General features: G+C 70.7%; 26 protein-coding genes. 17 read left to right on the top strand and 9 right to left on the bottom strand.

Going from position 1 to position 26,203, the window contains the following annotated elements; translation table 11 throughout:
• Position 1 precedes the first annotated feature (1 nt).
• Both ABIC70_RS23835 and pdxY read right to left on the bottom strand, forming a co-directional pair.
• Positions 2–1,282 (bottom strand): tetratricopeptide repeat protein, encoded by a 1,281-nt coding sequence (locus ABIC70_RS23835; protein ID WP_354441425.1) that lies wholly within the window; start codon positions 1,280–1,282, stop codon positions 2–4.
• Between the two features lie 378 nt (positions 1,283–1,660).
• Positions 1,661–2,509, bottom strand: a complete 849-nt coding sequence (pdxY, locus tag ABIC70_RS23830) for a pyridoxal kinase PdxY (RefSeq protein WP_279899907.1) — start codon at positions 2,507–2,509, stop codon at positions 1,661–1,663.
• A gap of 136 nt (positions 2,510–2,645) precedes the next feature.
• On the opposite strand from pdxY, the gene ABIC70_RS23825 reads away from it, so the two are divergent.
• From ABIC70_RS23825 to ABIC70_RS23810, 4 genes are all read left to right on the top strand, one after another.
• On the top strand, positions 2,646–3,167 hold the full coding sequence (locus tag ABIC70_RS23825) for a DedA family protein (protein ID WP_043347771.1): 522 nt from the start codon (positions 2,646–2,648) through the stop codon (positions 3,165–3,167).
• The gene (locus tag ABIC70_RS23820) at positions 3,167–3,943 is read left to right on the top strand and encodes a cobalamin-binding protein (protein ID WP_354441434.1); all 777 of its coding nucleotides are present in this window, start codon (positions 3,167–3,169) and stop codon (positions 3,941–3,943) included. Before ABIC70_RS23825 ends, ABIC70_RS23820 begins: the two co-directional genes overlap by 1 nt.
• Before the next feature lie 104 nt (positions 3,944–4,047).
• Positions 4,048–4,566: an MmcB family DNA repair protein gene (locus tag ABIC70_RS23815; RefSeq protein ID WP_051044689.1), complete on the top strand. Its 519-nt coding sequence runs from the start codon at positions 4,048–4,050 to the stop codon at positions 4,564–4,566.
• Between the two features lie 426 nt (positions 4,567–4,992).
• On the top strand, positions 4,993–6,597 hold the full coding sequence (locus ABIC70_RS23810) for a Na+/H+ antiporter (RefSeq protein ID WP_043389493.1): 1,605 nt from the start codon (positions 4,993–4,995) through the stop codon (positions 6,595–6,597).
• A 90-nt stretch (positions 6,598–6,687) separates the two neighbouring features.
• On the opposite strand, the gene ABIC70_RS23805 is transcribed toward ABIC70_RS23810, so the two are convergent.
• Together ABIC70_RS23805 and ABIC70_RS23800 are read right to left on the bottom strand one after the other, a co-directional pair.
• Positions 6,688–6,966 (bottom strand): hypothetical protein, encoded by a 279-nt coding sequence (locus ABIC70_RS23805; protein WP_051044690.1) that lies wholly within the window; start codon positions 6,964–6,966, stop codon positions 6,688–6,690.
• Positions 6,967–7,114: 148 nt separating this feature from the next.
• On the bottom strand, positions 7,115–7,564 hold the full coding sequence (locus ABIC70_RS23800) for a GNAT family N-acetyltransferase (protein ID WP_043756220.1): 450 nt from the start codon (positions 7,562–7,564) through the stop codon (positions 7,115–7,117).
• 189 nt (positions 7,565–7,753) lie between these two features.
• Here ABIC70_RS23800 and ABIC70_RS23795 point away from each other — a divergent pair, with 189 nt between their 5' ends.
• The 3 genes from ABIC70_RS23795 to glyS all read left to right on the top strand — a co-directional run bounded on the left by ABIC70_RS23795 (position 7,754) and on the right by glyS (position 11,329).
• Complete coding sequence (locus ABIC70_RS23795; RefSeq protein ID WP_043347781.1) at positions 7,754–8,665, top strand: glycine--tRNA ligase subunit alpha; 912 nt, start codon at positions 7,754–7,756, stop codon at positions 8,663–8,665.
• A gap of 68 nt (positions 8,666–8,733) precedes the next feature.
• The gene (locus tag ABIC70_RS23790; protein WP_043347783.1) at positions 8,734–9,177 is read left to right on the top strand and encodes a DUF3828 domain-containing protein; all 444 of its coding nucleotides are present in this window, start codon (positions 8,734–8,736) and stop codon (positions 9,175–9,177) included.
• Between the two features lie 52 nt (positions 9,178–9,229).
• A complete protein-coding gene (gene glyS / locus ABIC70_RS23785; RefSeq protein WP_287090308.1) occupies positions 9,230–11,329 on the top strand; it encodes a glycine--tRNA ligase subunit beta in 2,100 nt (699 codons plus the stop codon).
• Between the two features lie 181 nt (positions 11,330–11,510).
• Here the strand turns inward: glyS and otnC are convergent, their stop codons facing one another.
• Positions 11,511–12,191: a 3-oxo-tetronate 4-phosphate decarboxylase gene (otnC, locus tag ABIC70_RS23780; protein ID WP_043347786.1), complete on the bottom strand. Its 681-nt coding sequence runs from the start codon at positions 12,189–12,191 to the stop codon at positions 11,511–11,513.
• Entirely contained in the window at positions 12,188–13,195 is a 1,008-nt protein-coding gene (locus ABIC70_RS23775; protein WP_043347788.1) for a LacI family DNA-binding transcriptional regulator, read from the bottom strand. The genes otnC and ABIC70_RS23775 overlap by 4 nt, the downstream gene beginning before the upstream one ends.
• Before the next feature lie 354 nt (positions 13,196–13,549).
• Between ABIC70_RS23775 and ABIC70_RS23770 the strand changes: the two genes are divergently transcribed.
• The 5 genes from ABIC70_RS23770 (at position 13,550) to denD (ending at position 19,278) form a co-directional block, all read left to right on the top strand.
• On the top strand, positions 13,550–14,872 hold the full coding sequence (locus ABIC70_RS23770; RefSeq protein WP_053609192.1) for an MFS transporter: 1,323 nt from the start codon (positions 13,550–13,552) through the stop codon (positions 14,870–14,872).
• 270 nt (positions 14,873–15,142) lie between these two features.
• Positions 15,143–16,051: an L-threonate dehydrogenase gene (gene ltnD, locus ABIC70_RS23765; protein WP_354441419.1), complete on the top strand. Its 909-nt coding sequence runs from the start codon at positions 15,143–15,145 to the stop codon at positions 16,049–16,051.
• A gap of 167 nt (positions 16,052–16,218) precedes the next feature.
• Positions 16,219–17,001 (top strand): 2-oxo-tetronate isomerase, encoded by a 783-nt coding sequence (gene otnI / locus ABIC70_RS23760; protein WP_354441417.1) that lies wholly within the window; start codon positions 16,219–16,221, stop codon positions 16,999–17,001.
• Positions 16,998–18,272: a 3-oxo-tetronate kinase gene (otnK, locus tag ABIC70_RS23755; protein WP_354441415.1), complete on the top strand. Its 1,275-nt coding sequence runs from the start codon at positions 16,998–17,000 to the stop codon at positions 18,270–18,272. Before otnI ends, otnK begins: the two co-directional genes overlap by 4 nt.
• Positions 18,273–18,300: 28 nt before the next feature.
• On the top strand, positions 18,301–19,278 hold the full coding sequence (denD, locus tag ABIC70_RS23750) for a D-erythronate dehydrogenase (RefSeq protein WP_354441413.1): 978 nt from the start codon (positions 18,301–18,303) through the stop codon (positions 19,276–19,278).
• 4 nt (positions 19,279–19,282) lie between these two features.
• Here the strand turns inward: denD and ABIC70_RS23745 are convergent, their stop codons facing one another.
• Together ABIC70_RS23745 and ABIC70_RS23740 are read right to left on the bottom strand one after the other, a co-directional pair.
• Positions 19,283–19,621 carry a type II toxin-antitoxin system VapC family toxin gene (locus tag ABIC70_RS23745; RefSeq protein ID WP_354441411.1) on the bottom strand — a complete coding sequence of 113 codons (339 nt, stop codon included), beginning with the start codon at positions 19,619–19,621 and terminating at the stop codon, positions 19,283–19,285.
• A 61-nt stretch (positions 19,622–19,682) separates the two neighbouring features.
• Positions 19,683–19,922, bottom strand: a complete 240-nt coding sequence (locus ABIC70_RS23740) for a type II toxin-antitoxin system VapB family antitoxin (protein WP_053609188.1) — start codon at positions 19,920–19,922, stop codon at positions 19,683–19,685.
• Positions 19,923–20,005: 83 nt separating this feature from the next.
• Between ABIC70_RS23740 and recQ the strand changes: the two genes are divergently transcribed.
• The 5 genes from recQ to grxD all read left to right on the top strand — a co-directional run bounded on the left by recQ (position 20,006) and on the right by grxD (position 25,403).
• Positions 20,006–21,847 (top strand): DNA helicase RecQ, encoded by a 1,842-nt coding sequence (gene recQ, locus ABIC70_RS23735; RefSeq protein WP_179698415.1) that lies wholly within the window; start codon positions 20,006–20,008, stop codon positions 21,845–21,847.
• Positions 21,848–22,002: 155 nt separating this feature from the next.
• Positions 22,003–24,228 (top strand): phosphoribosylformylglycinamidine synthase subunit PurL, encoded by a 2,226-nt coding sequence (purL, locus tag ABIC70_RS23730; protein WP_345821148.1) that lies wholly within the window; start codon positions 22,003–22,005, stop codon positions 24,226–24,228.
• 26 nt (positions 24,229–24,254) lie between these two features.
• The gene (locus tag ABIC70_RS23725; protein ID WP_007568343.1) at positions 24,255–24,491 is read left to right on the top strand and encodes a BolA family protein; all 237 of its coding nucleotides are present in this window, start codon (positions 24,255–24,257) and stop codon (positions 24,489–24,491) included.
• A 23-nt stretch (positions 24,492–24,514) separates the two neighbouring features.
• Positions 24,515–25,018: a DUF29 domain-containing protein gene (locus ABIC70_RS23720; protein ID WP_083935986.1), complete on the top strand. Its 504-nt coding sequence runs from the start codon at positions 24,515–24,517 to the stop codon at positions 25,016–25,018.
• A gap of 46 nt (positions 25,019–25,064) precedes the next feature.
• Positions 25,065–25,403, top strand: coding sequence for a Grx4 family monothiol glutaredoxin (grxD, locus tag ABIC70_RS23715; RefSeq protein ID WP_043347809.1), 339 nt, complete (start codon positions 25,065–25,067; stop codon positions 25,401–25,403).
• Positions 25,404–25,475: 72 nt separating this feature from the next.
• Here grxD and ABIC70_RS23710 read toward each other — a convergent pair whose 3' ends face one another.
• Complete coding sequence (locus ABIC70_RS23710) at positions 25,476–26,132, bottom strand: class I SAM-dependent methyltransferase (RefSeq protein WP_354441408.1); 657 nt, start codon at positions 26,130–26,132, stop codon at positions 25,476–25,478.
• Between the last annotated feature and the right edge of the window lie 71 nt (positions 26,133–26,203).

Here is a 26,203-nt window from a genome sequence, read left to right as displayed (position 1 = left end):
ATCAGCGCCGGCCGATGCCGCCGAGGGCACCGCCGACAATTCCCATGAAGGCCCGCGCCGCCTGCTCGTTCTGAAGGCGTTGCTGCTCGGCCTGGCGCTGGCCTTCCATCAAGCGTTCGACCGCGTCGGCCGCTTCGCGGTGTCCCATCGATGCCGCACGCTTGAAGAGCCGATACGCGTCATCCGGCCCGGATCCCTCGACGCGACCCTTCGAAATCATCGTCGCGAGGCTGACCATCGCGTCCGGATCGCCGAGAGTGGCGCCCTGCCGGAAGCTCGCGATGGCCCCCGCCAGATCGTTGCGGCCGACGCGGGTATCCAAGAGAGCCCATCCGAAATTGTCATAGGCTGCGCGGTAGTTCTGCCGCATCAGCACCTGCAGCAGCGGTAGCGCCCGTTTCGGATCGGACGTCTGGTACGCCCGAGCGAGTTGGTAGCGGTAGCGCCGCTCCTCCGGGTATTGCCGAACGGCGATCTCGCAGGCCTCGATCGCGTCGGTCCCCGCCCCTTTCAGGACATCCCACGGGACACCGGGCAGCGCCTTCGGGCGATCGGGATCGTACAGGCCGGCCGCCGCCTGGTCGCACAGATCGCCCGCCCGCGCGATCCTCGCCTGGCGCTGGGCCTCGACCTCCCGCTGGGCCGCATCCCGTTGGGCACGCTCCACGGCTTCCCGCTTCGCCCGCTCGACGCTCTGCCGCCACTCGGTCACGACCTTTCGGTCGACGATCAGCAGCTTGTCGCCGGTCCTCGGATGAAATCCGGAATTGTCGAAGAACTCGTACGTCAGCCCTTCGCGCCAGTACCAGACCCGCGGTTGCCCCGTGACGGGATCGAACCAAGCCGCGCTCGTCGGATCGACCGGCTTCGGCGGCCGCAGGCGCCGATCCGCACGCTCCTGCTCCTCCTTCTTCACGGCCTGCGATTTCGGCACGCAGACCGTAACCTCGGACTTGAGCGAGAGGGAGCCACCGGCATCCGCCTCCTTGCGGGTCTCTTCGAGGACCTTGACCCGCACGAACCCGGCGAGATTGGTCTGCTCGAATTGCTTGAAGCGCTGTTCGGCGTCGCTGTTCACGATCTCCGCGCGGTTCTCGCGCGACGACTTGACTTCGAAGCCGATCACTTGGCCGATCGCCACTTGGTTGGTGCGGTCCAGGGCCCGCTTGCGGGCCGCGTCCATCTCGGACCACGTTCCGTAAGCTTCCTCGACGGTGACCGGGACGGTCTCCTGCCGGACGCAGTCGCCCTCGTCGTAGGCCCGGACAGGACCGATCATCATGAGCAGCGCCCCGGCGCAGGCGAGCGTCAGAGGGGCACGGTCGCGCAGTTTTTCCGCAGCTTTGTTGAGATCTGGGACGATGATCGTTTCGCTGATCTGCGTTTGAAGTCTGAGCACGGGCGAGCGGCCATCGACGAAGAACCGTATCTGTGGGTTCTGACATGCGCGTGCCGGCTGGCACTACGTGTTCTTCTCGTTAAGATTGAATTTTCCCCAGCAATTACCTTAAGGTTGATGCTGCGTCGCTGGGCGTAGCGGCGGCTACGGTGCTTGGACAGGCTTCGACGCGGGCGGTGCGCGATGTGGGCATGGGGCGCGGCGCACAGCGCGCGGGTGCCCGGGCCGATGCGGCAGATCGATCGCGCGATGGCAGCGCGCTCACACCGCCTCGACCGGAAACCGCGCGCTCGGGTTCACGTATTCCTCCTGCGCGGCCACCGTCAGGATCTCCCGCGATCCTGCCTCGGCGGTGCGCTTGAGCAGCCCGTAGATCGAGGCCGCCGCCGCGCCGAGCGCCGCCTCGGCCGAGCCGGTCCGGGCATAGTGCACCAGGAACAGGGCCGCGATGCAGTCTCCCGCCCCGTTCACCGCGATGGCGAGCCGCGGGGTGCGGACCCGGAACACCCGCCCCTCCGCGCCCGCGAGCAGGTCGATGCTGTCGGCGGGCGTGTCGGCGCAGAGCGCCGAGGTGACCAGGACCACCCGCGGCCCCCGCGCCTGGAGCGCCGCGATCGCGGCTGCGGCCTCCGCCAGGGTGCGGCTCGGCAGGCCGGTGAGGAGGCCGAGTTCGAACTGGTTGGGGGTGAGGATGTCGGCGGCCGGGACCGCGCGCTCGCGCAGGAACGCCTCGATGCCGGGCCGCACGTAGACGCCCTCCTCGACGTCGCCGATCACCGGGTCGCAGCAGTAGAGCGCTCGGGGGTTCGCCGCCCGCACGGCGTCCACCGCCTCCAGGATCGCGGCGCCGATCTCGGCCGACCCCATGTAGCCCGACAGCACCGCGTCGCAGGTCGAGAGCACGCCGCGCTCGCCGATGCCGCGCACCACCTCGCGGATCATCGCCGCGTCGAAGACGGGGCCGCGCCACGCGCCGTAACCGGTGTGGTTGGAGAACTGCACCGTATGCACGGGCCAGACCTCGACCCCGAGCCGCTGCATCGGAAACACCGCCGAGGCGTTGCCGACATGGCCGTAGGCGACATGGGACTGGATCGACAGGACGTTCAACGCGGGACTCGCTCGTTGTCCCGCTACGGTTAGCCGGTTCCCGCGCCGCCTGCACCCCTATCCCTTGCCGCCCTCCCCCGCGCGCCTCAGATGGGACCGACCCTCCTCCCACCCGCCGAGCCCCGTTCAGAGCCCCATGGACATCGAAGCGCTGCGCACCACGACCCTCGCCTTCGTGGAGGCGCACAAGGCCTGGACGCCGTTCATCGCCGGCGGCCTCGCCTTCTGCGAATCGATCGCGGTCCTGTCGCTGTTCGTGCCGGCGACCGTGATCCTGGTCGGCATCGGCGCCCTCGTCGGCGGCGCCGACATCCCGTTCTGGCCGGTGGTGATCGCCGCGGCGGTGGGCGCCGCGCTCGGCGACTGGATCTCCTACGAGGCCGGGCGCTGGCTCGGACCGGGGGCCAAGACCAAGTGGCCGCTGCGGCGCTACCCCGAGCTCATGGCCAAGGCCGAGGCCTTCATCGGGCGCTGGGGCATCGCCGCGGTGGCGCTGGGGCGGTTCTTCGGGCCGGCCAGGGCCCTGGTGCCGCTCTTCGCCGGCATCCTCGGCCTGGCGCGGCTGCCGTTCCAGCTGGCCAACGTCGCCTCCGCCCTGGTCTGGGCCTTCGTGCTGCTGGCCCCCGGGGCCGGGCTACTCACGTGGTTCCATCGCTGATGCGGCGCTTCCCGCCCGAGCGGATCGTCTGCCTCACCGAGGAGACCGTCGAGACTCTGTACCTGCTGGGTGCGGAGGACCGGATCGTCGGCGTCTCGGGCTACGCGGTGCGCCCGCCCCGGGTCCGGAAGGAGAAGCCCCGGGTCTCGGCCTTCACCAGCGCGGACATCCCGAAGATCCTGGCGCTGGCGCCGGACCTCGTCCTGGCCTTCTCGGACCTCCAGGCTGGCATCGTCGCCGACCTCGCCCGGGCCGGCGTGGCAGTGCACCTGTTCAACCAGCGCGACGTGGCGGGCTGCCTTGCCATGGTCCGCACCCTCGGCGCCCTCGTCGGTCTGCCGGAACGGGCCGAGGCTTTGGCGGCCGGCTTCGAGGCGCGGCTGGCGGAGGCCGCCGCGGCGGTGCGGGGCCGGCCGACCCTGCGCGTCTACTTCGAGGAATGGGACGCGCCGATGATCTCCGGCATCGGCTGGGTCTCGGATCTGATCGGCCTCGCGGGCGGCCGGGACGTGTTCCCGGCCTTGAGCCGGCAGCCGGCCGCGCAGGACCGGATCGTCACGCCCGAACAAGTGATCGAAGCCGCGCCCGACGTGATCCTCGCCTCGTGGTGCGGCAAGCGGGTCAATGTCGACCGCATCCGGTCCCGACCCGGCTGGGCGGCGATCCCGGCCGTGCGCGACGGGCGCATCCACGAGATCAAGTCGCCGCTGATCCTGCAGCCTGGCCCGGCCGCGCTCACCGACGGGTTCGACGCGATCCGGGCCTGCCTCGGATGACCGCCTTGGATGATTGCCCCGGGGCGATGCCGCGCCGCAGGTGACGGACGGCGCCGGGATTGGCAGGATGTCCCGATTCGGCACAGGCGCATTCCCCGAGATTGATGTCCGCTTCCATCGGCATTTCCGATTCGGCTTCTCCGCCCCCGGCGGCTGAGGCGCTCCTGCCGCCCGACCGGCGGCAGTCGCCGACGGCGCTGCGCATCCAGCGCGGCGTGCGGCGGCTGTTCTCCGAGATGGGCTGCGTCACCCTGCCGGAATTCTCCCTCGTCAACGGCCGCCGCGCCGACGTGATCGCCCTGTGCGGCGCCGGGAAGCTCACCATCGTGGAGATCAAGTCGAGCGTGGCGGATTTCCGCGCGGACCGGAAATGGCCGGATTACCGCGACTTCTGCGACCGGTTCTTCTTCGCGATCCCCGAGGACGTGCCCGAATCCCTGATCCCGGAGGAATGCGGCCTGATCGTCGCGGATGCCTACGGGGCCGGGATCCTGCGTGCGGCGCCCGAGCATCCGCTGAGCGGCGCCCGGCGCAAGGCCGTGACGCTCCGCTTCGCCCACAGCGCCGCGCGCATCCTCCACGCGCTCGCCGATCCGGGCGCGGTGCGGGAGGGGGCGCTGTAGGATACGGCCGGCGGCCGGATTCGCGCCGACGCGACGGACCGCCCGGGACGGCTGAACGACGCTGGACCCATCCGTCGCGTCGGCGGTGGCCGAGAAGCTTTCGGCGACGCGAGCGGCAGCTGTCTCGCCGAACGTGGTCGAGGCGCGGACGATGCGCGGACTCGGATACGTTCGATCGCGTCATGAACCGCAGGGCGGCCTCCCACCGGCTCCCGAGGATCGCGGGAACGAGCGATGCGCCATCTGCGAAAAGGACATCCACGCTGGATCGGGAGGCCGCGCAGGGCGGCTGATCGCGCAGACGACCGATTGGCGATGGACGGCGGGGTTCGGTCTGGTACGTCTGCACTGGTATTCCACCGACGATTGAAATCTGCGTAGAACGGCCGCGCTTCCCGCCGATCCAGCGCCGAGCCCGATTCATCGATGACCTCCGTCGCCCTGTTCGAGCTGATCCTCGGCCTCCTCGGCGCGGCCCTGCTGCTGTCGCTGGCGGCCGGGCGCCTGGGCTTCCCGCCGGCCGCCGCCCTGGTCATCGGCGGCATGGCGCTGGCGGTGGTGCCGGGCCTGCCGGCCTTCACGCTCGACCCGGACCTGATCATGGTCCTGTTCCTGCCGCCGCTCCTGCTCGAATCCGCCTACTTCACCGTCTGGCGCGACTTCCGGGCGAGCCTCGGCCCGATCCTGTCGCTCTCGCTCGGGGCGGTCCTGTTCACGACCCTGATCGTCGGGCTCGTCGCCCACGCGGTGGTGCCGGCCCTGCCCTGGGCCGCCTGTTTCGCCCTGGGCGCCATCGTCTCGCCGCCGGACGCGGTCGCCGCCAAGGCGGTTCTGGCCCGGGTCGCCCTGCCCCGCCGGATGATCACGGTCCTGGAGGGCGAGAGCCTCGTCAACGACGCCTCGGGCCTCGTGCTCTACCGCTTCGCCGTGGCGGCCGCGCTGACGGGGAGCTTCAGCGCCTGGGCGGCGGCCGGCAGCTTCGCGTGGCTCGCGGTGGCGGGCGTCGCGGTCGGGCTCGCCTGCGGTCTGGCGGTGAACGCCGGGATGCGGCGGCTGCACGACGCAAACGCCATCACGGTGCTGAGCTTCCTCGCCGCCTACGTCGCCTACCTCGCGGCCGAGGAGGTCCACGCCTCCGGCGTTCTCGCGGTTGTGGCCTGCGGCCTGATGATGGGCGGCCGGGAGCACGAGACCTTCGACGCCCATGCCCGCCGCCATTCCGTGGCGGTGTGGGCATTCGTGGTGTTCGTGCTGGAGGCTCTGGTCTTCGTGCTGATCGGCCTGGCGCTGCGCGGCGTGCTGGCCCGGACCGGCGGCGAGTACGGGTCGCTCTCGGCGGGGCTGCCCCTGGCGCTCGCCGTCACCGCCACCTGCGTCGTCGCCCGCCTGCTCTGGGTGTTTCCCGCCGTCTACCTGCGGCGGCTCCTGTCGCCGCGGTTGCGTGCGCGGGAACCCTCCCCGAACCCGGCCGTGCCGCTGATCGTGGGATGGGCCGGGATGCGCGGGGTCGTGACCCTTGCGGCGGCCCTGGCGCTGCCGGTGGACTTCCCCGGCCGCGACGCAATCCTGGTCGCGGCCTTCGTGGTGATCCTGTTCACCGTGCTGGTGCAGGGCACGACCCTGGGGCCGCTGATCCGCCGGCTCCGCCTCGATCCCGTGGCGCACCTGCCCGACGGCCATCTCGACGCGCCCATGGCCCGCGTCGTCGTCAACGAGGCGGGACTCGCCGCCCTGGAGGGATTGGTGTTCCCCGAGACCGGGGCGCTGCAGCACCCGCGCCTCGTGGAGGAGTATCGTCGCCGGGTCCGGGCCTCCTCGCGGGACCGGGACGAGCGGACGGCGCTCGAAGCCGAGAAGAACGAGCACTTCGCCGCCGCGCTGCTCGCCGTGCGGTCAGGCCGGTCGGCGCTGATCGACCTGCACCGGCAGAACCGGGTCCACAGCTCGGTGCTGCGTCAGCTGGAAACGGAGATCGATCTGGAAGAGCTCCATCTCAAGCGTCTGGCCGGGACCGCGCCGGCCCATGGCTAGACCACTCTCCGCCGAAGTCGGATCCCGTTCGGCGTCGGAGAGCGCGTCGAACCAGGGGCCTGGAGCCGCGCCCGGCCGGGGTGCGGTTCCTCAATGGGCGGCGCAGCCGTCCGCCGGCTGGCCGTAGCCGCTGTAGACGACCCGCACCTTGCGCAGGCAGGTCCCCTCGGACTTCGGCGCCACCGCCACGGGCGCGACGTCCACCGGCTCGACCCGCAGGGTCGCGGCCACCGGCTGGTCCTCGGAGGTGGCGAGCGCGCGGCTGGCGCTCATCACGACGGGCGTCGCGGCCAGCGACGAGATGGCGAGCGCGGCGAAGACAGCGATGTTCTTGCGGCCGAAGGTGTTGCGGGTGCGAGCATTGAACATGACGAGTGGTCCGTCGTATTGCGTTCGGCAGCGCTGAGGTGCCGAGATCCCCTGTTGCAGCGATAACTTGGCCGTTGGCTTGGCGGTTCCCGGTATTGCCCAAAAACCGCCACGCTTGCGTGTCCCGCCGCACCTGGGGCGCGGGCCCTCAAAGGATCTTGCGGTACTGCACGAAGCCGGATTTCTCGGCGATCCGGTCGTAGAGCTGCATCGCGTCGGTGTTGGTCTCGTGCGTCAGCCAGTGGACGCGGGAGCAGCCGGCGGCTTTCGCGGCCTCGCAGACGTGCTCGATCAGCCGCCGCCCGATCCCGAGACCCCGGGCGCCGTCCGCCACGAACAGGTCCTGGAGGTAGCAGTAATCCCCGACCGTCCAGGCTGAGCGGTGGCGGATGTGGTGGACGAGGCCGATCGCCTCCGTGCCGCGCCACGCCAGGGCTCCGTCGACCGGCTCGGCCGGGTCGTTGAGGCGCCGCCAGGTCGTCTCCGTGACGGCGTCCGACAGGTCGACCTTGTAGAACGCCTGGTAGCCCCGCCAGAGCGGCAGCCAAGCATCCCGGTCGCCGGCGCCGATCCGGCGGATCGCGAGGCTGCTGTCCATGATTCTCTCCGCTGGTCCGGACGGATCGGACCTCATCCGGCCCGGACAGGCAACCCGGGCCGCCGGCGCCGAAGACCCGTCACCCGATCGCCTTCACCCGACACCCGCGCCTTGCACCCCTGCCCGCCCGCACCTAAACCGGCCCGCCAGCGGCCCGAGCCGCCGCGCGAGCCCGAGCCTCCGACACCCATGTCCCAAAAGAAATCCTTCCAGGGTCTGATCCTGACGCTTCAGGAATTCTGGGCGGCGCAGGGCTGCGTGATCCTCCAGCCCTACGACATGGAGGTCGGCGCCGGCACCTTCCATCCGGCCACGACCCTGCGGGCGCTCGGCCCGAAACCCTGGAAGGCGGCCTATGTCCAGCCGTCGCGCCGGCCCAAGGACGGCCGCTACGGCGAGAACCCCAACCGGCTCCAGCACTATTACCAGTTCCAGGTGATCCTGAAGCCGAACCCGCCGAACCTGCAGGAGCTTTACCTCGCCTCGCTCGCGGCCATCGGCGTCGACCTCAAGCTCCACGACATCCGCTTCGTCGAGGACGATTGGGAGAGCCCGACGCTCGGCGCCTGGGGCCTGGGCTGGGAATGCTGGTGCGACGGGATGGAGGTCAGCCAGTTCACCTATTTCCAGCAGGTCGCGGGCTTCGAGTGCGCGCCGGTGGCGGGCGAGCTGACCTACGGGCTGGAGCGGCTCGCCATGTACGTCCAGGGCGTCGAGAACGTCTACGACCTCGACTTCAACGGCGCCGAGGGTGCGGACCGGATCACCTACGGGGACGTGTTCCTGCAGGCCGAGCAGGAATATTCCCGCCACAATTTCGAGTCCGCCGACACGACGATGCTGTTCCGCCAGTTCACCGACGCGGAGGCGGCCTGCCGGTCCTACCTCGCGGCGGGCGCGCCCGCCGCGGAGGGCGAGCGCCACCGGATGGCGCAGCCGGCCTACGACCAGTGCATCAAGGCCAGCCACGTCTTCAACCTCCTCGACGCGCGCGGCGTGATCTCGGTGACGGAGCGCCAGAGCTACATCCTGCGGGTGCGGGAACTCGCCAAGGCCTGCGGGGCCGCGTGGCTGAAGACCGCGGCCGGCGGAGCCCCTTGAGCCTTCGCGCGTTGCAACCCCCGCCAACCGGCGCGCTCCGGCGCGTCCGCAGACGCGGGAACCTCGTGATGAAGAAGACGATCCTCGCCCTCAGCCTCCTCGGATTCGGCCTCGCCCCCGCGCTGGCGGCCGATCCCGGGCCTGAGGCCACGGTCAAGAAGCTCTACGCCGAGCCGCACCCGAATCACTCCTCCGTGTACTCGAAGCGCCTGCAGGGCCTGTTCGACGCCGACGCGAAGCAGGCCAACGGTGCCACCGGCAACCTCGACTTCGACTACCGCCTGAACGGCGAGCCCCTGAAGCCCGACACGGTGAAGAACCTGACCTTCAAGGAGGCCACCGAGGGCAAGGACCAAGCGAAGGTCACGGTGGAGCGCAAGGGCGGCGACGGATCGAAGGCGATCGTCTACGACCTCGTGCGCGAGGATGGCGGCTGGAAGGTCTCCGACGCCCACGCGATCGGCGACCGCAAGTGGCAGCTCACGACCATCCTCAAGGGCGAGGCGCGCTGAGCCTGGGCCGTCAACCCTCGACAGGGGTGCGGCGCGGCGATATGGCCGCGCCATGCCCGACCTCCTGCTCGAACTCCGCTCGGAAGAGATCCCCGCCCGCATGCAGCGGCGCGCGGCGGAGGATCTGAAAAAGCTCGTCACCGACGCCCTGGTGGCGCGCGGTTTCTTGTACGAGGGCGCCAAGGCGTTCTCGACGCCGCGCCGGCTGGCGCTGCACATCGCCGGCCTCCCCGCCCGGGGCGAGGCCGTGCGTGAGGAGCGCCGCGGCCCGCGGGTCGGCGCCCCCGAGGCGGCCGTCCAGGGCTTCCTGAAGGGCGCGGGACTGACGAGCCTCGATCAGGCCACGACCGTCACCGATCCCAAGAAGGGCGAATTCTATCTCGCGGTGATCGAGCGGCCCGGCCGCGAGACGCTCGACGTCCTGGCCGAGCTCCTGCCCGAAATCGTCAAGAACTTCCCCTGGCCGAAATCCATGCGCTGGGGCGCGGCCTCGGCGGAGCCGGGGTCCCTCCGCTGGGTGCGCCCGCTGCAATCGATCGTCGCGACCTTCGGGCCGGAGACCGAGAGCCCCGAGGTCGTGCCGTTCGCGGTCGGCGGGATCGCGGCCGGCACGGTGACCTACGGCCACCGCTTCCTCGCCCCGGAGGCGATCGAGGTGCGCCGGTTCGACGACTACATCCAGGCCCTGGAGCGGGCGAAGGTCATCCTCGACGCCGACCGGCGCAAGGACGTGATCCTGCACGATGCCCGCGACCTCGCCTTCGCCCGCGGCCTCGACCTCGTCGAGGACGAGGGGCTGCTGGAGGAGGTGTCGGGCCTCGTGGAATGGCCGGTGGTGCTGATGGGCTCCTTCGACGAGGCCTTCCTCGACATCCCCGCCGAGGCGATCCGGGCGACCATCCGGGCGAACCAGAAGTGCTTCGTCCTGCGCAAGGGCGGGTCGGAGGACCTGGCGCCGGCCTTTATCCTGGTCTCGAACCTCGTCGCCAGCGACGGCGGCCGGGCGATCACAGCCGGCAACGAGCGGGTGGTCCGGGCGCGCCTGTCGGACGCGAAGTTTTTCTGGGAGACCGACAAGGCGATCCGCTTGGAGGATCGGCTGCCGAAGCTCGACAGCATCGTCTTCCACGAGAAGCTCGGCACGCAGGGCGAGCGGATCGCCCGCATCGCCGCGCTGGCGAAGGACCTCGCGACTCTGGTCGGGGCCGATCCGGCGCTCGCCGAGCGCGCCGCCCGTCTCGCCAAGGCCGACCTCGTCACCGAGATGGTCGGCGAGTTCCCCGAGCTCCAGGGCCTGATGGGCCGCAAATACGCGGCGCTCCAGGGCGAGCACGACAGCGTCTGCGCGGCCATCGAGGAGCATTACAAGCCGCTCGGCCCCTCCGACCGGGTGCCGAGCGATCCGGTCTCCATCGCGGTGGCGCTCGCCGACAAGCTCGACACGCTGGTGGGGTTCTGGGCGATCGACGAGAAGCCCACGGGGAGCAAGGACCCGTTCGCCCTGCGCCGGGCGGCTCTGGGCGTGATCCGGCTGATCCTCGACCGCGGCTTGCGCCTGCGCCTTCTCGAGCAGGTCGGCGCGGCGGATCGCGGCCTCGCCGGGCGGGCCGGTGCGGATGCCGGGGATCTCCTCGGCTTCTTCGCGGACCGCCTCAAGGTCTACCTCCGCGACCAGGGCGCCCGCCACGACCTGATCGACGCCGTCTTCGCCCTGCCCGGCCAGGACGACCTGCTGATGGTCGTGCGCCGCGTCGAGGCGCTCGGACAGTTCCTCGACACCGAGGACGGGAAGAACCTGTTGGCCGGCTACAAGCGCGCGGCCAACATCCTGCGCATCGAGGAGAAGAAGGACGGCCGCGCCTACGATGCCGCGCCCGACGCCGCCCTCGCCGCCGCGGGCGAGCCGGCCGAGCGGGCACTGGCCGAGGCGCTGGCGAAGGCCCGGGAGACCGCCTCGGCGGCGGTCGCCCGCGAGGATTTCGCCGGGGCCATGCAGGCGCTCTCCACGCTCCGCGCGCCGGTGGACGCCTTCTTCCAGGACGTCACCGTCAACGCGCCCGATCCGAAGCTCCGCGAGAACCGCTTGGCTCTGCTCAACGCCCTGCGCGCCGCGACGCGGGAGGTGGCGGAGTTCGCGAAGATCGAGGGGTGAGGCGGAGCCTTCCCCGCGGACAATCGCCATCTGAACGGAGCGCGGGTCCCCTCGCCCGTGCGGGAGAGGGACAGGGTGAGGGGTGCGACCTCACCGGAAAGACCCGATCCCTCACCCCGACCCTCTCCCGCATGGGAGAGTGGGCGCGTTGCGCCTTCGCACAGACCGCTGAGGGCCCCCCTCACCCGTGATCGTGCCCGGCATGGTCCTCCGGCTCCGGCAGGGTCAGGCCGAAATGGCTCACCAGATCGGCCACCTGCCCGGGGCTCAGCTGCCGCGGGTTGAGGTTGCGGAGCAGCAGGTAGAGCTTGGCGGTCTCCTCCAGCTCCTCGGTGGCGAAGACCGCGCCCTCCAGGCTGTCCCCGGCCACCACCGGGCCGTGATTGGCGAGCAGCACCGAACTGTACCGGCCGGCGAGCCCCCGAATCGCGTCCGCGACCGCCGGGTCGCCGGGTCGGTAATAGGGCACCAGCGCCGTGCCGCCGGTGCGCATCAGGTAATAGGGCGTCAAAGGCGGCAGAACCTGACGCGGGTCAATCTCCGGCAGCATCGAGACCGCCACCGCGTGGGTGGAGTGCAGGTGGACGATCGCCTTCGCTTCGCTGCGGCTCTCGTAGAGCGCGCTGTGCAGCGGGATCTCCTTGGTGGGCTTGTCGCCCGAGACGAGGCGCCCCTGCTGGTCCAGCCGGGAGATCCGCGCCGGGTCGAGGAAGCCGAGGGACGCGTTGGTCGGCGTCACCAGCCAGCCGCCGTCGGGCAGGCGCAGCGAGATGTTGCCGGACGAGCCCGGCGTCAGGCCGCGCTCGAACAGCGAGCGGCCGTAGCGGCAGATGTCTTCGCGCAGCCGGCTCTCGTCGCTCATGCGGTCGCTCCCTCGATCAGCTCGAACCCGAGATCGATTTTCTTTGGACTCTGATCGGTCAGGCAGGCGGCGGCCCGCCGGCCGATCTCCAGGCGCGGCGTGCGCACCGTCGAGAGGGGCTGGGGCATCGCCGCCGCGAAGTCGAGCCCGTTGAAGCCGAACAGCGCGATCCGTCCCGGGACCGCGAGCCCCGCCGCCAGGCAGGCGAAGTAGCCGCCGAGCGCCATGTCGTCGTTGGAGAAGTAGACGGCATCGAGATCCGGGTGGCGCGCCAGCAGCGCCTCCAGCCCCGCCCGCCCCGAGGCCGGCGAGGACGGCCCCGACCGGATCTCCTGGGCCTGGAGCGCCAGCCCGGCCTCCGCCAGGGCTTCCTCGAACCCGGCCAGCCGCTTGCCCGCCCGCACGTCTATGCGCAAGTCGTGGCCGAGATAGGCGATGCGGCGGTAGCCTCGCGCGACGAGGTGGCGGGCGCTCGCCGCCCCCACGGCCCGGTTGGAGAACCCGACCACCGTGTCGATCCCGTCGCCATCCGTGTCGATCATCTCGACGACGCGCACGCCCCCGGCCCTGGCGAGGGCCACCGTCCCGGGATTGTGCTCCAGCCCGGTGAGCAGCAGCGCCGCCGGCCGCCAGGACAGGAGCGCGGCGGCCAGCGCCTCCTCCCGGTCCGGATCGTACTCGCTCACCCCGATCACGCAGGGGATGCCCTCGGCGTCGAGCGCCGATGTCAGGCCGCGCAGCAGGTCGGGGAAGACCACGTTGGCGAGCGACGGGATGACGACGCCCACGAGCCGCGCGCTCGCGCCCTGGCCGGCGAGGCTGCCGGCGAGGCGGTTCGGCACGTAGCCGAGCCGGGCCACCGCCTCAGCCACCCGCGCGCCGGCGCGCTTGGAATAGGAGCCGTGGTTGCGCAGGACCCGCGAGACCGTGCTCTCGCCGACCCCGGCCTCACGGGCCACGTCGGTGAGCGTCACGAGCCGCCCCGGCGGCTGGAATTCGTCCATGGCCCCGCTTCTCCCGGCGCGGTCTCTGATGACGTCCGTCGCATCGCCCATCCGCACCCTCATCGCGCGATGCCCGCGCGACCGGGCCCCGAAGGAGAAGGTCTCCAGAGGGCGCTGCGATCCCTGGAGGGCTCCTTCGAGACCTCCGCTGCGCTGCGCCACCGCGGGATGAGGGTGCAATTGGGAAGACCGTCCTCAGCGATCCGGCCCCTGACATAGCGGCCTGCATTATGTCGCACAACCGGATTGGCAGCGCTGCCAAAAGGCGATATGGCACCGCCCCAGCGCCGCCCGACGAGCGGTGAAGACCATGATCCGCCCATCCGCGCGAGCGTATGGGCGAGGGAGAACGCCATGCCGGTCCAAGCCGCTCCGCTGGGGGGCGCCACCGCGCCCGCGGACGAAAAGTCCTTCGCCGACCGCACCTACGCGAAGGTGTTCTGGCGCCTCGTGCCGTTCCTGATGCTCTGCTACGTGGTGGCGTATCTCGACCGGGTGAATGTCGGCTTCGCCAAGCTCCAGATGTCCCAGGAGCTGAAGTTCTCCGAGACGGTCTATGGCCTCGGTGCCGGGATCTTCTTCCTCGGCTACTTCCTGTTCGAGGTGCCCTCGAACGTGATCCTGCACCGGGTCGGCGCGCGGGTGTGGATCGCCCGGATCATGATCACCTGGGGAATCATCTCCGGCGCGTTCCTGTTCGTGAACTCCGAGTGGAGCTTCTACGGGATGCGCTTCCTGCTCGGGCTGGCCGAGGCCGGCTTCTATCCGGGCGTGATCCTCTACACGACGTCGTGGTTCCCGGCCCATCGCCGCGCCAAGGTGATCGCGGTGTTCATGGCGGCGATCCCGATCTCGGGGATCTTCGGCAACCCGCTCTCCGGCTGGATCATGGACGCGTTCAACGGCGCCCAGGGCCTGTCCGGCTGGCAGTGGATGTTCCTGATCGAGGCGGTGCCGGCGGTGCTCATCGGACTCGCCGTGTTCTTCTACCTCGACAACCGCCCGGCCGAGGCGAAGTGGCTGAGCGACGCCGAGAAGCAGCTCCTGGAGCGCGACATCGCCGCCGACAACCGGGGCAAGGAATCGAGCCCGCACTCCATCGCCACCGTGTTCCGCAACGGCCGCGTGTGGTTCATGAGCCTGATCTACTTCGCCTTCGTGACCGGGCAGTACGGCCTCACCTTCTGGATGCCCACGATCGTCAAGGCGTCGGGCGTGCAGGGCAATCTCAACATCGGCCTGATCAGCGCGATCCCGTTCCTGTGCGCGGCCATCGTGATGGTTCTGTTCGGGCTCAGCGCCGACCGGATGCGCGAGCGCCGCTGGCACCTGATCGTCCCGGCCCTGCTCGGCGCCGTCGGCTTCGTGGTCTCGGCGAGCGCGGGCTCGACCACCATCGCGGTGGCGGCCCTCTCGGTGGCGGCGGCCGGCGTGCTGACCTGCTCGCCCCTGTTCTGGTCGTTGCCCACGGCGTTCCTCAGCGGCGCCGGCGCGGCGGCCGGCATCGCCCTGATCAACTCGGTGGGCAATCTTGCCGGCTTCGTCAGCCCCTACGTGATCGGGGCGCTGCGCGACGCCACCGGCAGCACCGCCGCCGGCATGTACGCGCTCGCCGCGATGCTGGTGGTCGGCTCGGTCTGCGTGTTCGTCACGCCGGCCCGGATGGTCAACCGCTGAGGCTTCGAGCCGAGCGCTCCGGTCTCCCTCCCCCCTCTGCGGGGGAGGGTGGCCCCTGCGTCAGCAGGGGTCGGGAGAGGGGAGCCCGGTTTCAGGAAAGGGTGCGACCTCCACGGAGGCTGACGCTCCCTTCTGCACTGTCGCTCCCCTCTCCCGACCCCCTTCGGGGGCCACCCTCCCCCGCAGAGGGGGGAGGGAGACGCGCGGCTCCGGATGCACCCTACGCGACGTAACGAACCCCCTTCCCAGTCCATGCAGGAGCCGCCCCCAATGACCAAAGCAACACACCGCGCCGCGGTGATCGGCCTGGGCTCCATGGGCTCCGGCATGGCCGGCTCGCTCCTGCGGGCGGGCTTCTCGGTCGCCGCCTGCGACGTGAACCCGGAGGCGGTGGCGCGCTTCGCCGCCGCCGGCGGCCGGGGCGCCGCGAACCCCGCCGAGGCGGCGCGGGATGCCGACGTGGTGGTGAGCGTGGTGGTCAACGCCGCCCAGACCGAGGCGGTGCTGTTCGGCGAGAACGGGTCTGCCGCCGCGATGCCGGAGGGCGCGGTGTTCGTCTCCTCCGCCACCATGGATCCGGCCGTCGCGCGCGCGCTCGCCGCCCGGCTGGAGGCCACCGGCCGCCACTATCTCGACGCCCCGATGAGCGGGGGCGCCGCCCGCGCGGCCGACGGCGGCCTGACCTTCCTGGCCTCGGGCTCGGCGGCGGCCTTCGCGAAGGCGCGGCCCGCCCTCGATGCCATGGCGGGCACGCTCTACGAGCTCGGCGACGCGGCCGGCCAGGGCGCGGCCTTCAAGATGATCAACCAGCTGCTGGCCGGGGTGCATATCGCCGCCGCCTGCGAGGCGATGGCCTTCGCGGCCAAGCAGGGCCTCGATCTCCGGCGCGTCTACGAGGTGATCACCAAGTCGGCCGGCAATTCCTGGATGTTCGAGAACCGGGTGCCCCACATCCTCGACGCGGATTACAGCCCGAAGAGCGCGGTCGACATCTTCGTCAAGGATCTCGGCATCGTGCAGGACATGGCCCGGGCGGAGAAGTACCCGGTCCCGGTGGCGGCCGCGGCGCTCCAGATGTTCCTGATGGCGTCCGGCGCCGGCATGGGCCGCGACGACGACGCCTCCGTGGCGCGGCTCTACGCGCAGGTCTCGGGGGCGAAGCTGCCGGGGACGGCCTGAGGAGGCCTGATCCCACCCGCTTCCTCATCCTGAGGTGCCCGCGCCAGCGGGCCGCCTTCGCGGCCTCCGCTGCGCTCCGGCACCTCAGGATGCGGGGATTGGGTTGGATCGTGGTCCGCTGAGCGGATCGTCGCGTTTCTAAGGATCGGGCAGGGAGTCCCAAAAGAATGCCGCGCTTTGCCGCCAACCTCAGCCTGATGTTCAACGAGGTGCCGTTCCTCGACCGGTTCGAGGCTGCGGCCCGCGCCGGGTTCGACGCCGTGGAGTTCCTGTTCCCCTACGAGCATCCGCCCGAGGCCATCGGCGCGCGGCTCCGGGCGAATGGCCTGACCCAGGCGCTGTTCAACCTGCCGCCGGGCGACTTCGCCGGGGGCGAGCGCGGGATCGCCGCCTTCCCCGAGCGGTTCGACGAGCTGAAGGCGGGTGTCGAGACGGCGCTCCGCTACGCCGAGGCGACGGGCGTGGGCCGGCTTCACCTCATGGCGGGCCTCGCCCCCTGGGACGATCCCGAGGCCGCCGAATCCTATCGCCGGGCCGTGACCTGGACGGCCGAGCGGCTTGCCCACGCCGGCCTCGACCTCGTCCTGGAGCCGATCAACGGCCGGAACATGCCGGGCTACTTCCTCAACGATTTCGGCCGCGCCGCGGACCTGATCCGTGAGCTGGCTTTGCCGAACCTGAAGCTGCAGTTCGACCTCTACCATTGCCAGATCCTGCACGGCGACGTGACCATGCGGCTGCGCGCCCTGATGCCGATCATCGGCCACGTCCAGACGGCGAGCGTGCCCGAGCGCCACGAACCCGGTACCGGCGAGATGAACGACTTCTTCCTGTTCGACGAGCTGGACCGGCTCGGCTACCGCGGCTTCGTCGGCTGCGAGTACATCCCGGCCGCCGACACCGTCGCGGGCCTCGGCTGGCTCGCCGCCTACAAGGGGAGCGCCCGATGAGCCTCGCGCTGGGATGCGTCGCCGACGACTATACGGGCGCCTCGGACCTCGCCAACACCCTGACCAAGGCGGGCCTGCGCACGATCCAGACCATCGGGGTGCCTGAGGAGGGCCGCGCCCTGCCGGAGGCCGACGCGGTGGTGGTGGCGCTGAAAAGCCGCTCGATCCCGGCCGACCAGGCCGTGGCCCGCTCCCGCGAGGCGGAAGCCTGGCTGCGGGCCCGGGGCGCGGCCCACGTGATGTTCAAGGTCTGCTCGACCTTCGATTCGACGGATGCGGGCAATATCGGCCCGGTGATGGACGCCCTTCGGGCCGAGGCCGGCGCGGCCATCGCGCTCGTGACCCCGGCGTTCCCGGAGACGGGCCGGAGCGTCTACCAGGGCAACCTGTTCGTCGGATCCGTGCCGCTGAACGAGAGTCCCCTGAAGGACCATCCGCTCAACCCGATGCGCGACGCCAACCTCGTGCGCGTGCTGGGGCGCCAGAGCGCCAGCCCGGTCGGCTTGGTCGACACCGCCACGGTGGCCCGGGGTGCGGAGGCCGTGGCGGCCCGCCTCCAGGCCCTGGCGGCCGAGGGCAAGGGCGCCGCCATCGCGGACGCGATCTTCGACAGCGACCTCGAAACCCTCGGGCGGGCGATCATCGCCGAGAAATTCTCCGTGGGGGCGTCCGGCCTCGGGCTCGGGCTCGCCCGGGCGCTGGTGGCCGACGGGCGCGGCACGCAGGATGCCGCCGGGGCCGCCGTGGGCGAGCCGGTGGGCGGGGCCGCCGCCTGCCTCGCCGGCAGTTGCTCGCAGGCGACCCTCCAGCAGGTCGCCGCGGCGGAGAAGATCATGCCGGTGATGCGCCTCGACCCGGCCCGGCTGCTCGCCGGCGCCGACGTGGTGGCCGAGGCCCTGGCCTTCGCGGCGGAACGGCTCGCCGCAGGCCCGGTGCTGATCGCGTCCTCGGCGCCCCCCGAGGCGGTGCGCGCCCTCCAGGCCGAACACGGGGTCGACGCGACCGGCCATGCCATCGAGGCGGCGCTGGCCGCCATCGCCGAGGGCCTCGTCGCCCGCGGCGTGCGCCGGCTCGTGGTCGCCGGCGGCGAAACCTCGGGGTCGGTGGTCGACCGGCTGGGCCTCACCGCCTTCCTGCTCGGGCCGGAGATCGCCGCGGGCGTACCGGTGCTGCGGACCGCAGGGCGATCGGAGCCGATGCTACTCGCCCTCAAATCCGGCAATTTCGGCGGCCCGGACTTCTTCGGCCGCGCCCTCGACATGATGGCCTGAGGCCGCATACTCCGACGAGAGGTTTCCCATGCACGCCCTGATTCTCGGTGCCGCCGGCATGATCGGCCGCCGCCTCGTGGACGCCCTGGTGAAGGACGGCCAGGTCGGCGGGCAGACGCTCAGCGCCCTCACCCTGCTCGACGTGATTCCGCCCGCGGCGCCGGAAGGCTTCTCCGGCCCGGTGCGGGCCGAGGCCGCCGACCTGACGGCCCCGGGTGCCGCCGAGGCCGCCATCGCCGGGCGGCCGGGGGTGATCTTCCACCTCGCCGCGGTGGTCTCCGGCGAGGCCGAGGCCAACCTGGAACTCGGCTACCGGGTCAATCTCGACGGCACCCGCCTGCTCCTCGACGCGATCCGGGCGGCCAACGCGGCGGACGGCTACCGGCCGAAGCTCGTCTTCACCTCCTCCCTCGCGGTGTTCGGGCCGCCCTTCCCCAAGGTGATCCCGGACGACCACATCCTGCGCCCAGCCTCCTCGTACGGGGTGCAGAAGGCCATGGGCGAGCTGATGCTCGCCGACTACGCACGCCGCGGCTTCCTCGACGGGATCGGTCTGCGCCTGCCGACCATCTGCGTGCGGCCGGGCAAGCCCAACAAGGCGGCCTCGGGCTTCTTCTCCGGCATCATCCGCGAGCCGCTGGCCGGCCAGGAGGCGATCCTGCCGGTGCCCGACACGGTGCAGCACTGGTTCGCCAGCCCCGCCGCGGCGGTCGGCTTCCTCGTCCACGCCGCCGGGCTCGACCTCGCGGCGATCGGCCCCCGGATCAGCCTGACCATGCCGGGCGTCTCCGCCACGGTCGCCGAGGAGATCGAGGCCCTGCGCCGCGCGGCGGGCGACAAGGCCGTGGCGCTGATCCGGCGCGCGCCGGACCCGACCATCGCGCGGATCGTCGGCTCCTGGCCGGAGGCCTTCGAGCCGGAGGCGGCCCTGGCTCTGGGCTTCCGGGCGGATGAATCCTTCGACGCGATCGTGGCCCAGCACGTGGCCGAGTTCCACGGCGGCTGAGGCGTCAGGCCAGGGCGGAGCGGATGTCGGTCTGCGGAAAGGCGTCGCCGACGTAGAGCAGCGGCACGCCGTGCATCCGCGCGCAGGCACAGGCGAAGCAGTCGCCGAGGTTCAGGCGCGCCGGGTGGCGGCCCTTGCCGTGGCGGGCGTGGGCCGCGAGGGCGAGTCGCGTCTCCGCTTCGGCGATCGGGACCCGCGTGACGCCTGTGGCGGCCAGAAAATCGTCCACGATCTCTTCGGCGACTTCGGGCGGGACGGCCTTGAGCCGGGTGATGGCGAGCACCGCCTCATACACGGCAACGCCGCTCGTGAGCCGCACGGGACTGTCGCGCAACCGATCCATCAGCGCAGAATGTCCCGGCTCGCCGGCGACGATCGCATGATGGCGGACGCGTCGACGAACATCACGCGTCGTTCAGGCTGTCGTAGAAGGCCTTATCCGCCTTGAGGCCCGTCGACGGGTTGGATGCCAACCTGTCCTGGATCGGCTTGACCTGCTCCAGGAAAGTCTCGCGCTCCGCGTTCTGCCGCGCCAGTCCGTTCTTGAGCGCGGGTCGCACCGCCTCGGTCTTGCTCACGCCCGTCCGCGATGCCAGCTTCTCGGCGCGCTGATTCACCTCTTCGCTGCGGATGTTGAGCGGCATGGCAGCCCCCGTGTAGACGCACGGAAGCCAGTGTCTAAACACCCCTGCCGCAAGGGCGGCCAGAACCCCGATCAAGGATCCCGATGACCCGCCTCGACGAGGCCCGCGCCGCGCTCAAGAAGACCTTCGGCTACGAGGATTTCCGGCCCGGGCAGGACGAGGTGATCGGCGCGGTGCTGGACGGCGCCGACGTGTTCGCCGTGATGCCCACCGGCTCCGGCAAGTCGATGACCTACCAGCTCCCCGCCCTGGTCGAGCCCGGTCTGACAGTCGTGGTCTCGCCGCTGATCGCGCTGATGCACGATCAGGTGCAGCAGATGAAGAGCGTCGGCATCGAGGCCGCCACACTCAACTCGACGGTGGCGGAGACGGAGTCCCGCGAGACCTGGCGGTCCCTGCGCTCGGGCGACCTCCGTCTCCTGTTCGTGTCCCCCGAGCGCCTGCTGATGGAGGGCTGCATCGAGGCCCTGCGCGGGGCCGGGGTCCGGCGGCTCGCGGTGGACGAGGCGCACTGCGTCTCGCAATGGGGCCACGATTTCCGGCCCGAGTACCGGGAGATCGCCCGGGCCCGGGTGGCGCTGGGCAACATCCAGACCCTGGCGCTCACCGCCACCGCCGATGCCGCGACCCGCGCGGAGATCGCCGAGCGGCTGTTCCCGCAGGACCGGCCCCCGAAGATCTTCGTCCACTCCTTCGACCGGCCGAACATCCGGCTGACCTTCCAGCCCAAGGACAACCCGGCCCGGCAGATCGAGCGGTTCCTGAAGCATCGGCGGGCGGAGAGCGGGATCATCTACTGCTCGTCGCGCAAGCGCGTCGAGCAACTGGCCGAGACCCTGAGGAAGGACGGGTTCGACGCCCTGCCCTACCATGCCGGCCTCGACCAGGGCACGCGCATGCGCAACCAGGACCGGTTCCTGCAGGAGGACGGGGTGGTGATGACCGCCACCATCGCCTTCGGCATGGGCATCAACAAGCCCGACGTGCGCTTCGTCTGCCACGCCGACATGCCCAACAACGTCGAGGGCTACTACCAGGAGATCGGCCGCGCCGGCCGCGACGGGCTGCCGGCCGACACGCTGACCCTCTACGGCCTCGACGACATGGCGCTCCGCCGCCGCCAGATCGACGAGAAGGAGATCTCCGACGAGCGCCGCCGGGTCGAGCGGCGCAAGCTCGAGGCGATGATCACCCTGTGCGAGGGCGCCACCTGCCGCCGCCAGTCGCTGCTCGCCTATTTCGGCGAGGCGAGCGGCCCTTGCGGCCGCTGCGACCTGTGCCGCGGCGGCGTCACCCTCGTGGACGGGACGGTCTCGGCGCAGAAGATCCTCTCGGCCGTCGTGCGCACCGGCCAGCGCTTCGGCGCGGCCTATATCTGCGACGTGGTCCACGGGAAGGAGAGCGAGCAGATCCGCCGCAACGGCCACGCGAGCCTCAAGACCTTCGGGGTCGGCGCCGACAAGCCGGTGGCCGCGTGGCGGGCGATCCTGCGCCAGCTCTTCGCGGCCGGGGCGATCGCCGAGAACGCCGACGGCTTCGGCGGCCTGTCCATGACCGAGAAGGGCGAGGCGATCCTGTTCGGCCGGGAGCCGGTCCAACTCCGGCCCGATCCGGAGCCGAAGGCCGAATCCCGCGAGCGACGCCGGCCTGCATCCCGCGAGGACGGCGAGATCGCCCTCTCGGAGGCCGACGAGGCGCTGTTCCAGCACCTGCGCGGCCTGCGCGCCACGTTGGCCCGGGCCGAGGGCATCGCGGCCTTCATGGTCTTCCCCGATCGAACGCTGATCGAGATGGCCCGCCAGAAGCCCGTCGACCTCTGGGCTCTACGCACGGTCCACGGGGTCGGCGAGCGCAAGCGCGAGGCCTACGGCGACAAGTTCGTGGCGGCGATCGCCGATTTCCTGGCCCATCCGCCGGCCGCGTGACCGGGCTTCATCCACGGTGGCGTCAGACGGCGTATTGCAACGCGGTGGGAGAACGCACTAATCCGTCACCGTCGCCGCACGCTGCCCGGTTCGGGTCGCTTATCGGGTCGGGGGTCCTGTCGGGGCTCCCGGACCGCCCTCGTCGAGGCTGCCCCATGTTCCGCAACGACGTTCCGATCACCCCCGACCTCGTGGCCCAGCACGGCCTGACGCCGGACGAGTACGAGCGCTTTCGCGGCTTGATCGGGCGCGACCCGACGCTGACCGAACTCGGCATCGTCTCGGCCATGTGGAACGAGCACTGTTCCTACAAGTCCTCCCGCAAGCACCTGCGCGGGCTGCCGACCTCGGCGCCGTGGGTGATCCAGGGACCGGGCGAGAACGCCGGCGTGATCGACATCGGCGACGGGCTCGCCTGCGTGTTCAAGATGGAGAGCCACAACCACCCGAGCTACATCGAGCCCTATCAGGGCGCGGCGACCGGTGTCGGCGGCATCCTGCGCGACGTGTTCACCATGGGCGCTCGGCCGATCGCGGCGCTCAACGCCCTGCGCTTCGGCTCCCCCGACCATCCGCGCACCCGCAGCCTCGTCTCCGGCGTGGTCGCGGGCGTGGGCGGCTACGGCAACTCCTTCGGCGTGCCCACCGTCGGCGGCCTGACCGGTTTCCACAAGCGCTACGACGGCAACATCCTGGTCAACGCCATGGCGGTGGGCCTCGCCCGCACCGACGGGATCTTCTACGCGGCCGCCGCCGGAATCGGGAACCCGATCGTCTATCTCGGCTCCAAGACCGGCCGCGACGGCATCCACGGCGCCACCATGGCCTCGGCCGAGTTCGACGAGGCCTCCGAGTCGAAGCGTCCGACCGTGCAGGTCGGCGATCCCTTCGCCGAGAAGCTGCTGCTCGAAGCCTGCCTGGAGCTGATGGCCTCGGGGGCGGTGATCGCCATCCAGGACATGGGCGCCGCCGGCCTCACCTGCTCGGCCGTTGAGATGGGCGCCAAGGGCGACCTCGGCGTCGAACTCGACATCGACAAGGTGCCGGCCCGCGAAGAGGGTATGACCCCCTACGAGATGATGCTCTCCGAGAGCCAGGAGCGCATGCTCATGGTGCTCAAGCCCGGCATGGAGGCGGAGGCGGAAGCCATCTTCGTGAAGTGGGGGCTCGACTTCGCGGTGATCGGCCGGACCACCGACACGCTGCGCTTCGTGATCAAGTGGCACGGGGAGACCGTGGCCGACCTGCCGATCAAGGAACTCGGCGACGAGGCGCCGCTCTACGACCGGCCGCACCTGTCCAACACGCACCTGCCGGTGCTCGCGGCCTCCGAGGTTCCGGCCCCGGCCTCGCTCACCGACGCGCTCAAGCGCCTCGTCGGCTCCCCGGACCTCTCGTCCAAGCGGTGGGTCTTCGAGCAGTACGACCACTTCATCCTGGGCAACACCGTCCAGAAGCCCGGCGGCGACGCCGCCATCGTGCGGGTCGAGGACGGGCCGAAGGGGCTGGCGTTGACCTGCGACGTCACCCCGCGCTATTGCGAGGCCGACCCGGTCGAGGGCGGCCGTCAGGCCGTGGCCGAGGCGTGGCGCAACATCACGGCGGTCGGCGCCAAGCCGCTCGCCATCACCGACAACCTGAACTTCGGCAATCCCGAGAAGCCCGAGGTGATGGGCCAGCTCGTCGGCTGCCTGCAGGGCATCGGCGAGGCCTGCCGGGCGCTGGACTTCCCGGTCGTGTCCGGCAACGTCTCGCTCTACAACGAGACCAACGGCGTCGGCATCCTGCCGACCCCGACCATCGGCGGCGTCGGCGTGCTCGACGACGTGGCGCGCCACGCCACCATCGCCCTCAAGCGCGAGGGTGACGTGCTGGTGCTGATCGGCTCCGGCGAGGGCTGGCTTGGCCAATCCGCCTACCTGTCGGTGATCGAGGGCCGCGAGGAGGGCGCGCCGCCGCCGGTGGATCTCGCCCTGGAGCGCCGCAACGGCGACTTCGTCCGCACCCTGATCCAGTCGGGCGCCGTCGACACGGTCCACGACCTTTCCGACGGCGGCCTCGCGGTGGCCCTCGCCGAGATGGCGATGGCCGGCGGCATCGGCGCTGCCCTGCCCGAGGTGCCGGTGGATCTCGCCCCCCACGCCTACCTGTTCGGCGAGGACCAGGGCCGCTACCTGCTGGCGATCGATCCGGAAGCTGCCAGCGACCTCCTCTACAGCGCCTCGGCGCAGGGGATCGACGCGGCGGTGGTCGGCGTCACCGGCTCCGACCGTTTGACCCTGCCGGGCGGCGAGACCATATCGCTGGCCGACCTGTCCACGGCGCACGAGGGCTGGCTGCCCGCCTACATGGCGAGCCAGCCGGCCGCTCCCGCCGCCTGAACCCCCTTACGCCCAGGAGTTTGCCGATGCCGATGGATGCGGGCGAGATCGAGCGCATGATCCGCGAAGCGTTGCCGGACGCGCAGGTGGAGATCCGCGACCTCGCGGGCGATGGCGACCACTACGCCGCCACCGTCCTGTCGGCGGCCTTCAAGGGCAAGACACGGGTGGCGCAGCACCAGATGGTCTACGGCGCCCTTCAGGGCCGGATGGGCGGCGTCCTCCACGCCCTTGCGCTGACCACGGGTGTCCCGCAGGATTAGTCGTTCTCGCGGTAGCTCTCCCGATGGATCGACCGAGTCTCTACGATGACGACATCGTGACCTGGGCCGAGGAGCAGGCTGCGGCTCTGCGCGCGCTCGGAGCCCGCAGCGACCTGTCGAATGCGGTCGACTGGGAGAATGTCGCCGAGGAGATCGAGAGCGTAGGACGGTCTCAACTTCGAGCCGTTGAGGGTTTGCTGGTCCAGGCTCTCGCCCATATGCTGAAGCGCCTGTCGGCGCCGGATCTGCCCGTCACCCGCCCCTGGCGTGAGGAGACGCTGACGTTCCAAATCGCCGCGCGCAACAGGTTCGAGCGATCGATGCGGCAGCGTTTGGATTGGGACCGGATCTGGAAATCCGCACGCGAAACCGCCAACTTGGGTCTTACGCCATACGGTGATGGCCTTCTGCCCAACCTGCCGGATAGCTGTCCGGTTGATCCGGACGAGCTTCTTTCGGCACGCTTTGATATGGACGCGATACTGCTGCAAATCGCGGAATCAAGGAAGCATACGCCAAGCTTATAAGCTTGCTGCACGATAAACCGTCACAGGACGAACGAGGACTAACGCGATGACCGACGCCAACACGACCATCCAGAACGAGATCGCCTCCCAGGACGTGGTGGTGTTCATGAAGGGCACGCCGCAGATGCCGCAATGCGGCTTCTCGGGGCAGGTGGTGCAGATCCTCAACTACCTCGGCGTGCCGTTCAAGGGCGTGAACGTGCTGGCCGATCAGGGCATCCGCGAGGGCATCAAGGCCTTCTCGAACTGGCCGACCATCCCGCAGATCTACGTGAAGGGCGAGTTCGTCGGCGGCTGCGACATCACCCGCGAGATGTTCCAGTCGGGCGAGCTGCAGACCTTCCTGGCCGAGAAGGGTGTGCCGGTGAAGACCGCAGCCGCCTGATTTTTTGGGACTGGCCGAACGGATCAGGGCGCCTGCGGGCGCCCTTTTTTGTGTGCGCGGGCCGTGGCCGGGTCAGCGGGGCTCCCGCGCCACGAACAGGGCGACGCAGCCGACGACCGTGATCTCCACCGACCGGAACCGCTGATCGAGGGCCGCGCGCAGGGCCGGTAGCGTGTCGGCGCTGTTCGAGAACACCCCTTTTCGGTTGTAGACTCGCATCAGCGCCCGCGCCGCAGCCGTGGTCGGGACGCCCCCCGACAGGATCGTGGCGCCGAACACCACCCCGTCGTCCCGCAGGCACGGTCGCACCGTGTCGAAGGCCTTCGCCTTGGCGGCGATGTCGCCCGGCAGGCAGTGGAGCAGGTAGGTCATCCCGATCGAGTCGAACGGCGCGATGCCGGTGGCCGGGGCGCCGAGCACGTCGACCCGGTAGGTCTCGGGCCGGTAGCGCGCGATCCGGTCGGCCGCGAAGGCGAGGCTGTCGGCGTTGAGGTCCATCAGGCCGATGCGCGGCGCAGGCGCGGGGAAGCGGCAGCGGTCGAGATACCAGCCGGTCCCGACCCCGACGTCGCAATGCGCCGAGCCCGCGTGCCGGTCGTAGAGATCCAGGATCCGCGCCGTGGGGCAGCGCCAGATCAGCGGGTTCGACAGGCGCAGCACGACGAGGTCGTAGATCTGCAGCGTCCGCGGATTGTAGATCGCCTGCCCGGCCTGCGTGTCGGTCGTCATGGCTCTCCGTGGGGTCAGCCGTCGCCAGCGCGCATTCGCATTCGCCGGCGCGATCGCCTATATCAGACCCT

The sequence above is a fragment of the Methylobacterium sp. 1973 genome, from assembly GCF_040545035.1.
GTDB lineage: Bacteria > Pseudomonadota > Alphaproteobacteria > Rhizobiales > Beijerinckiaceae > Methylobacterium > Methylobacterium fujisawaense.
This window is presented reverse-complemented; position numbering and strand designations above follow the sequence as displayed.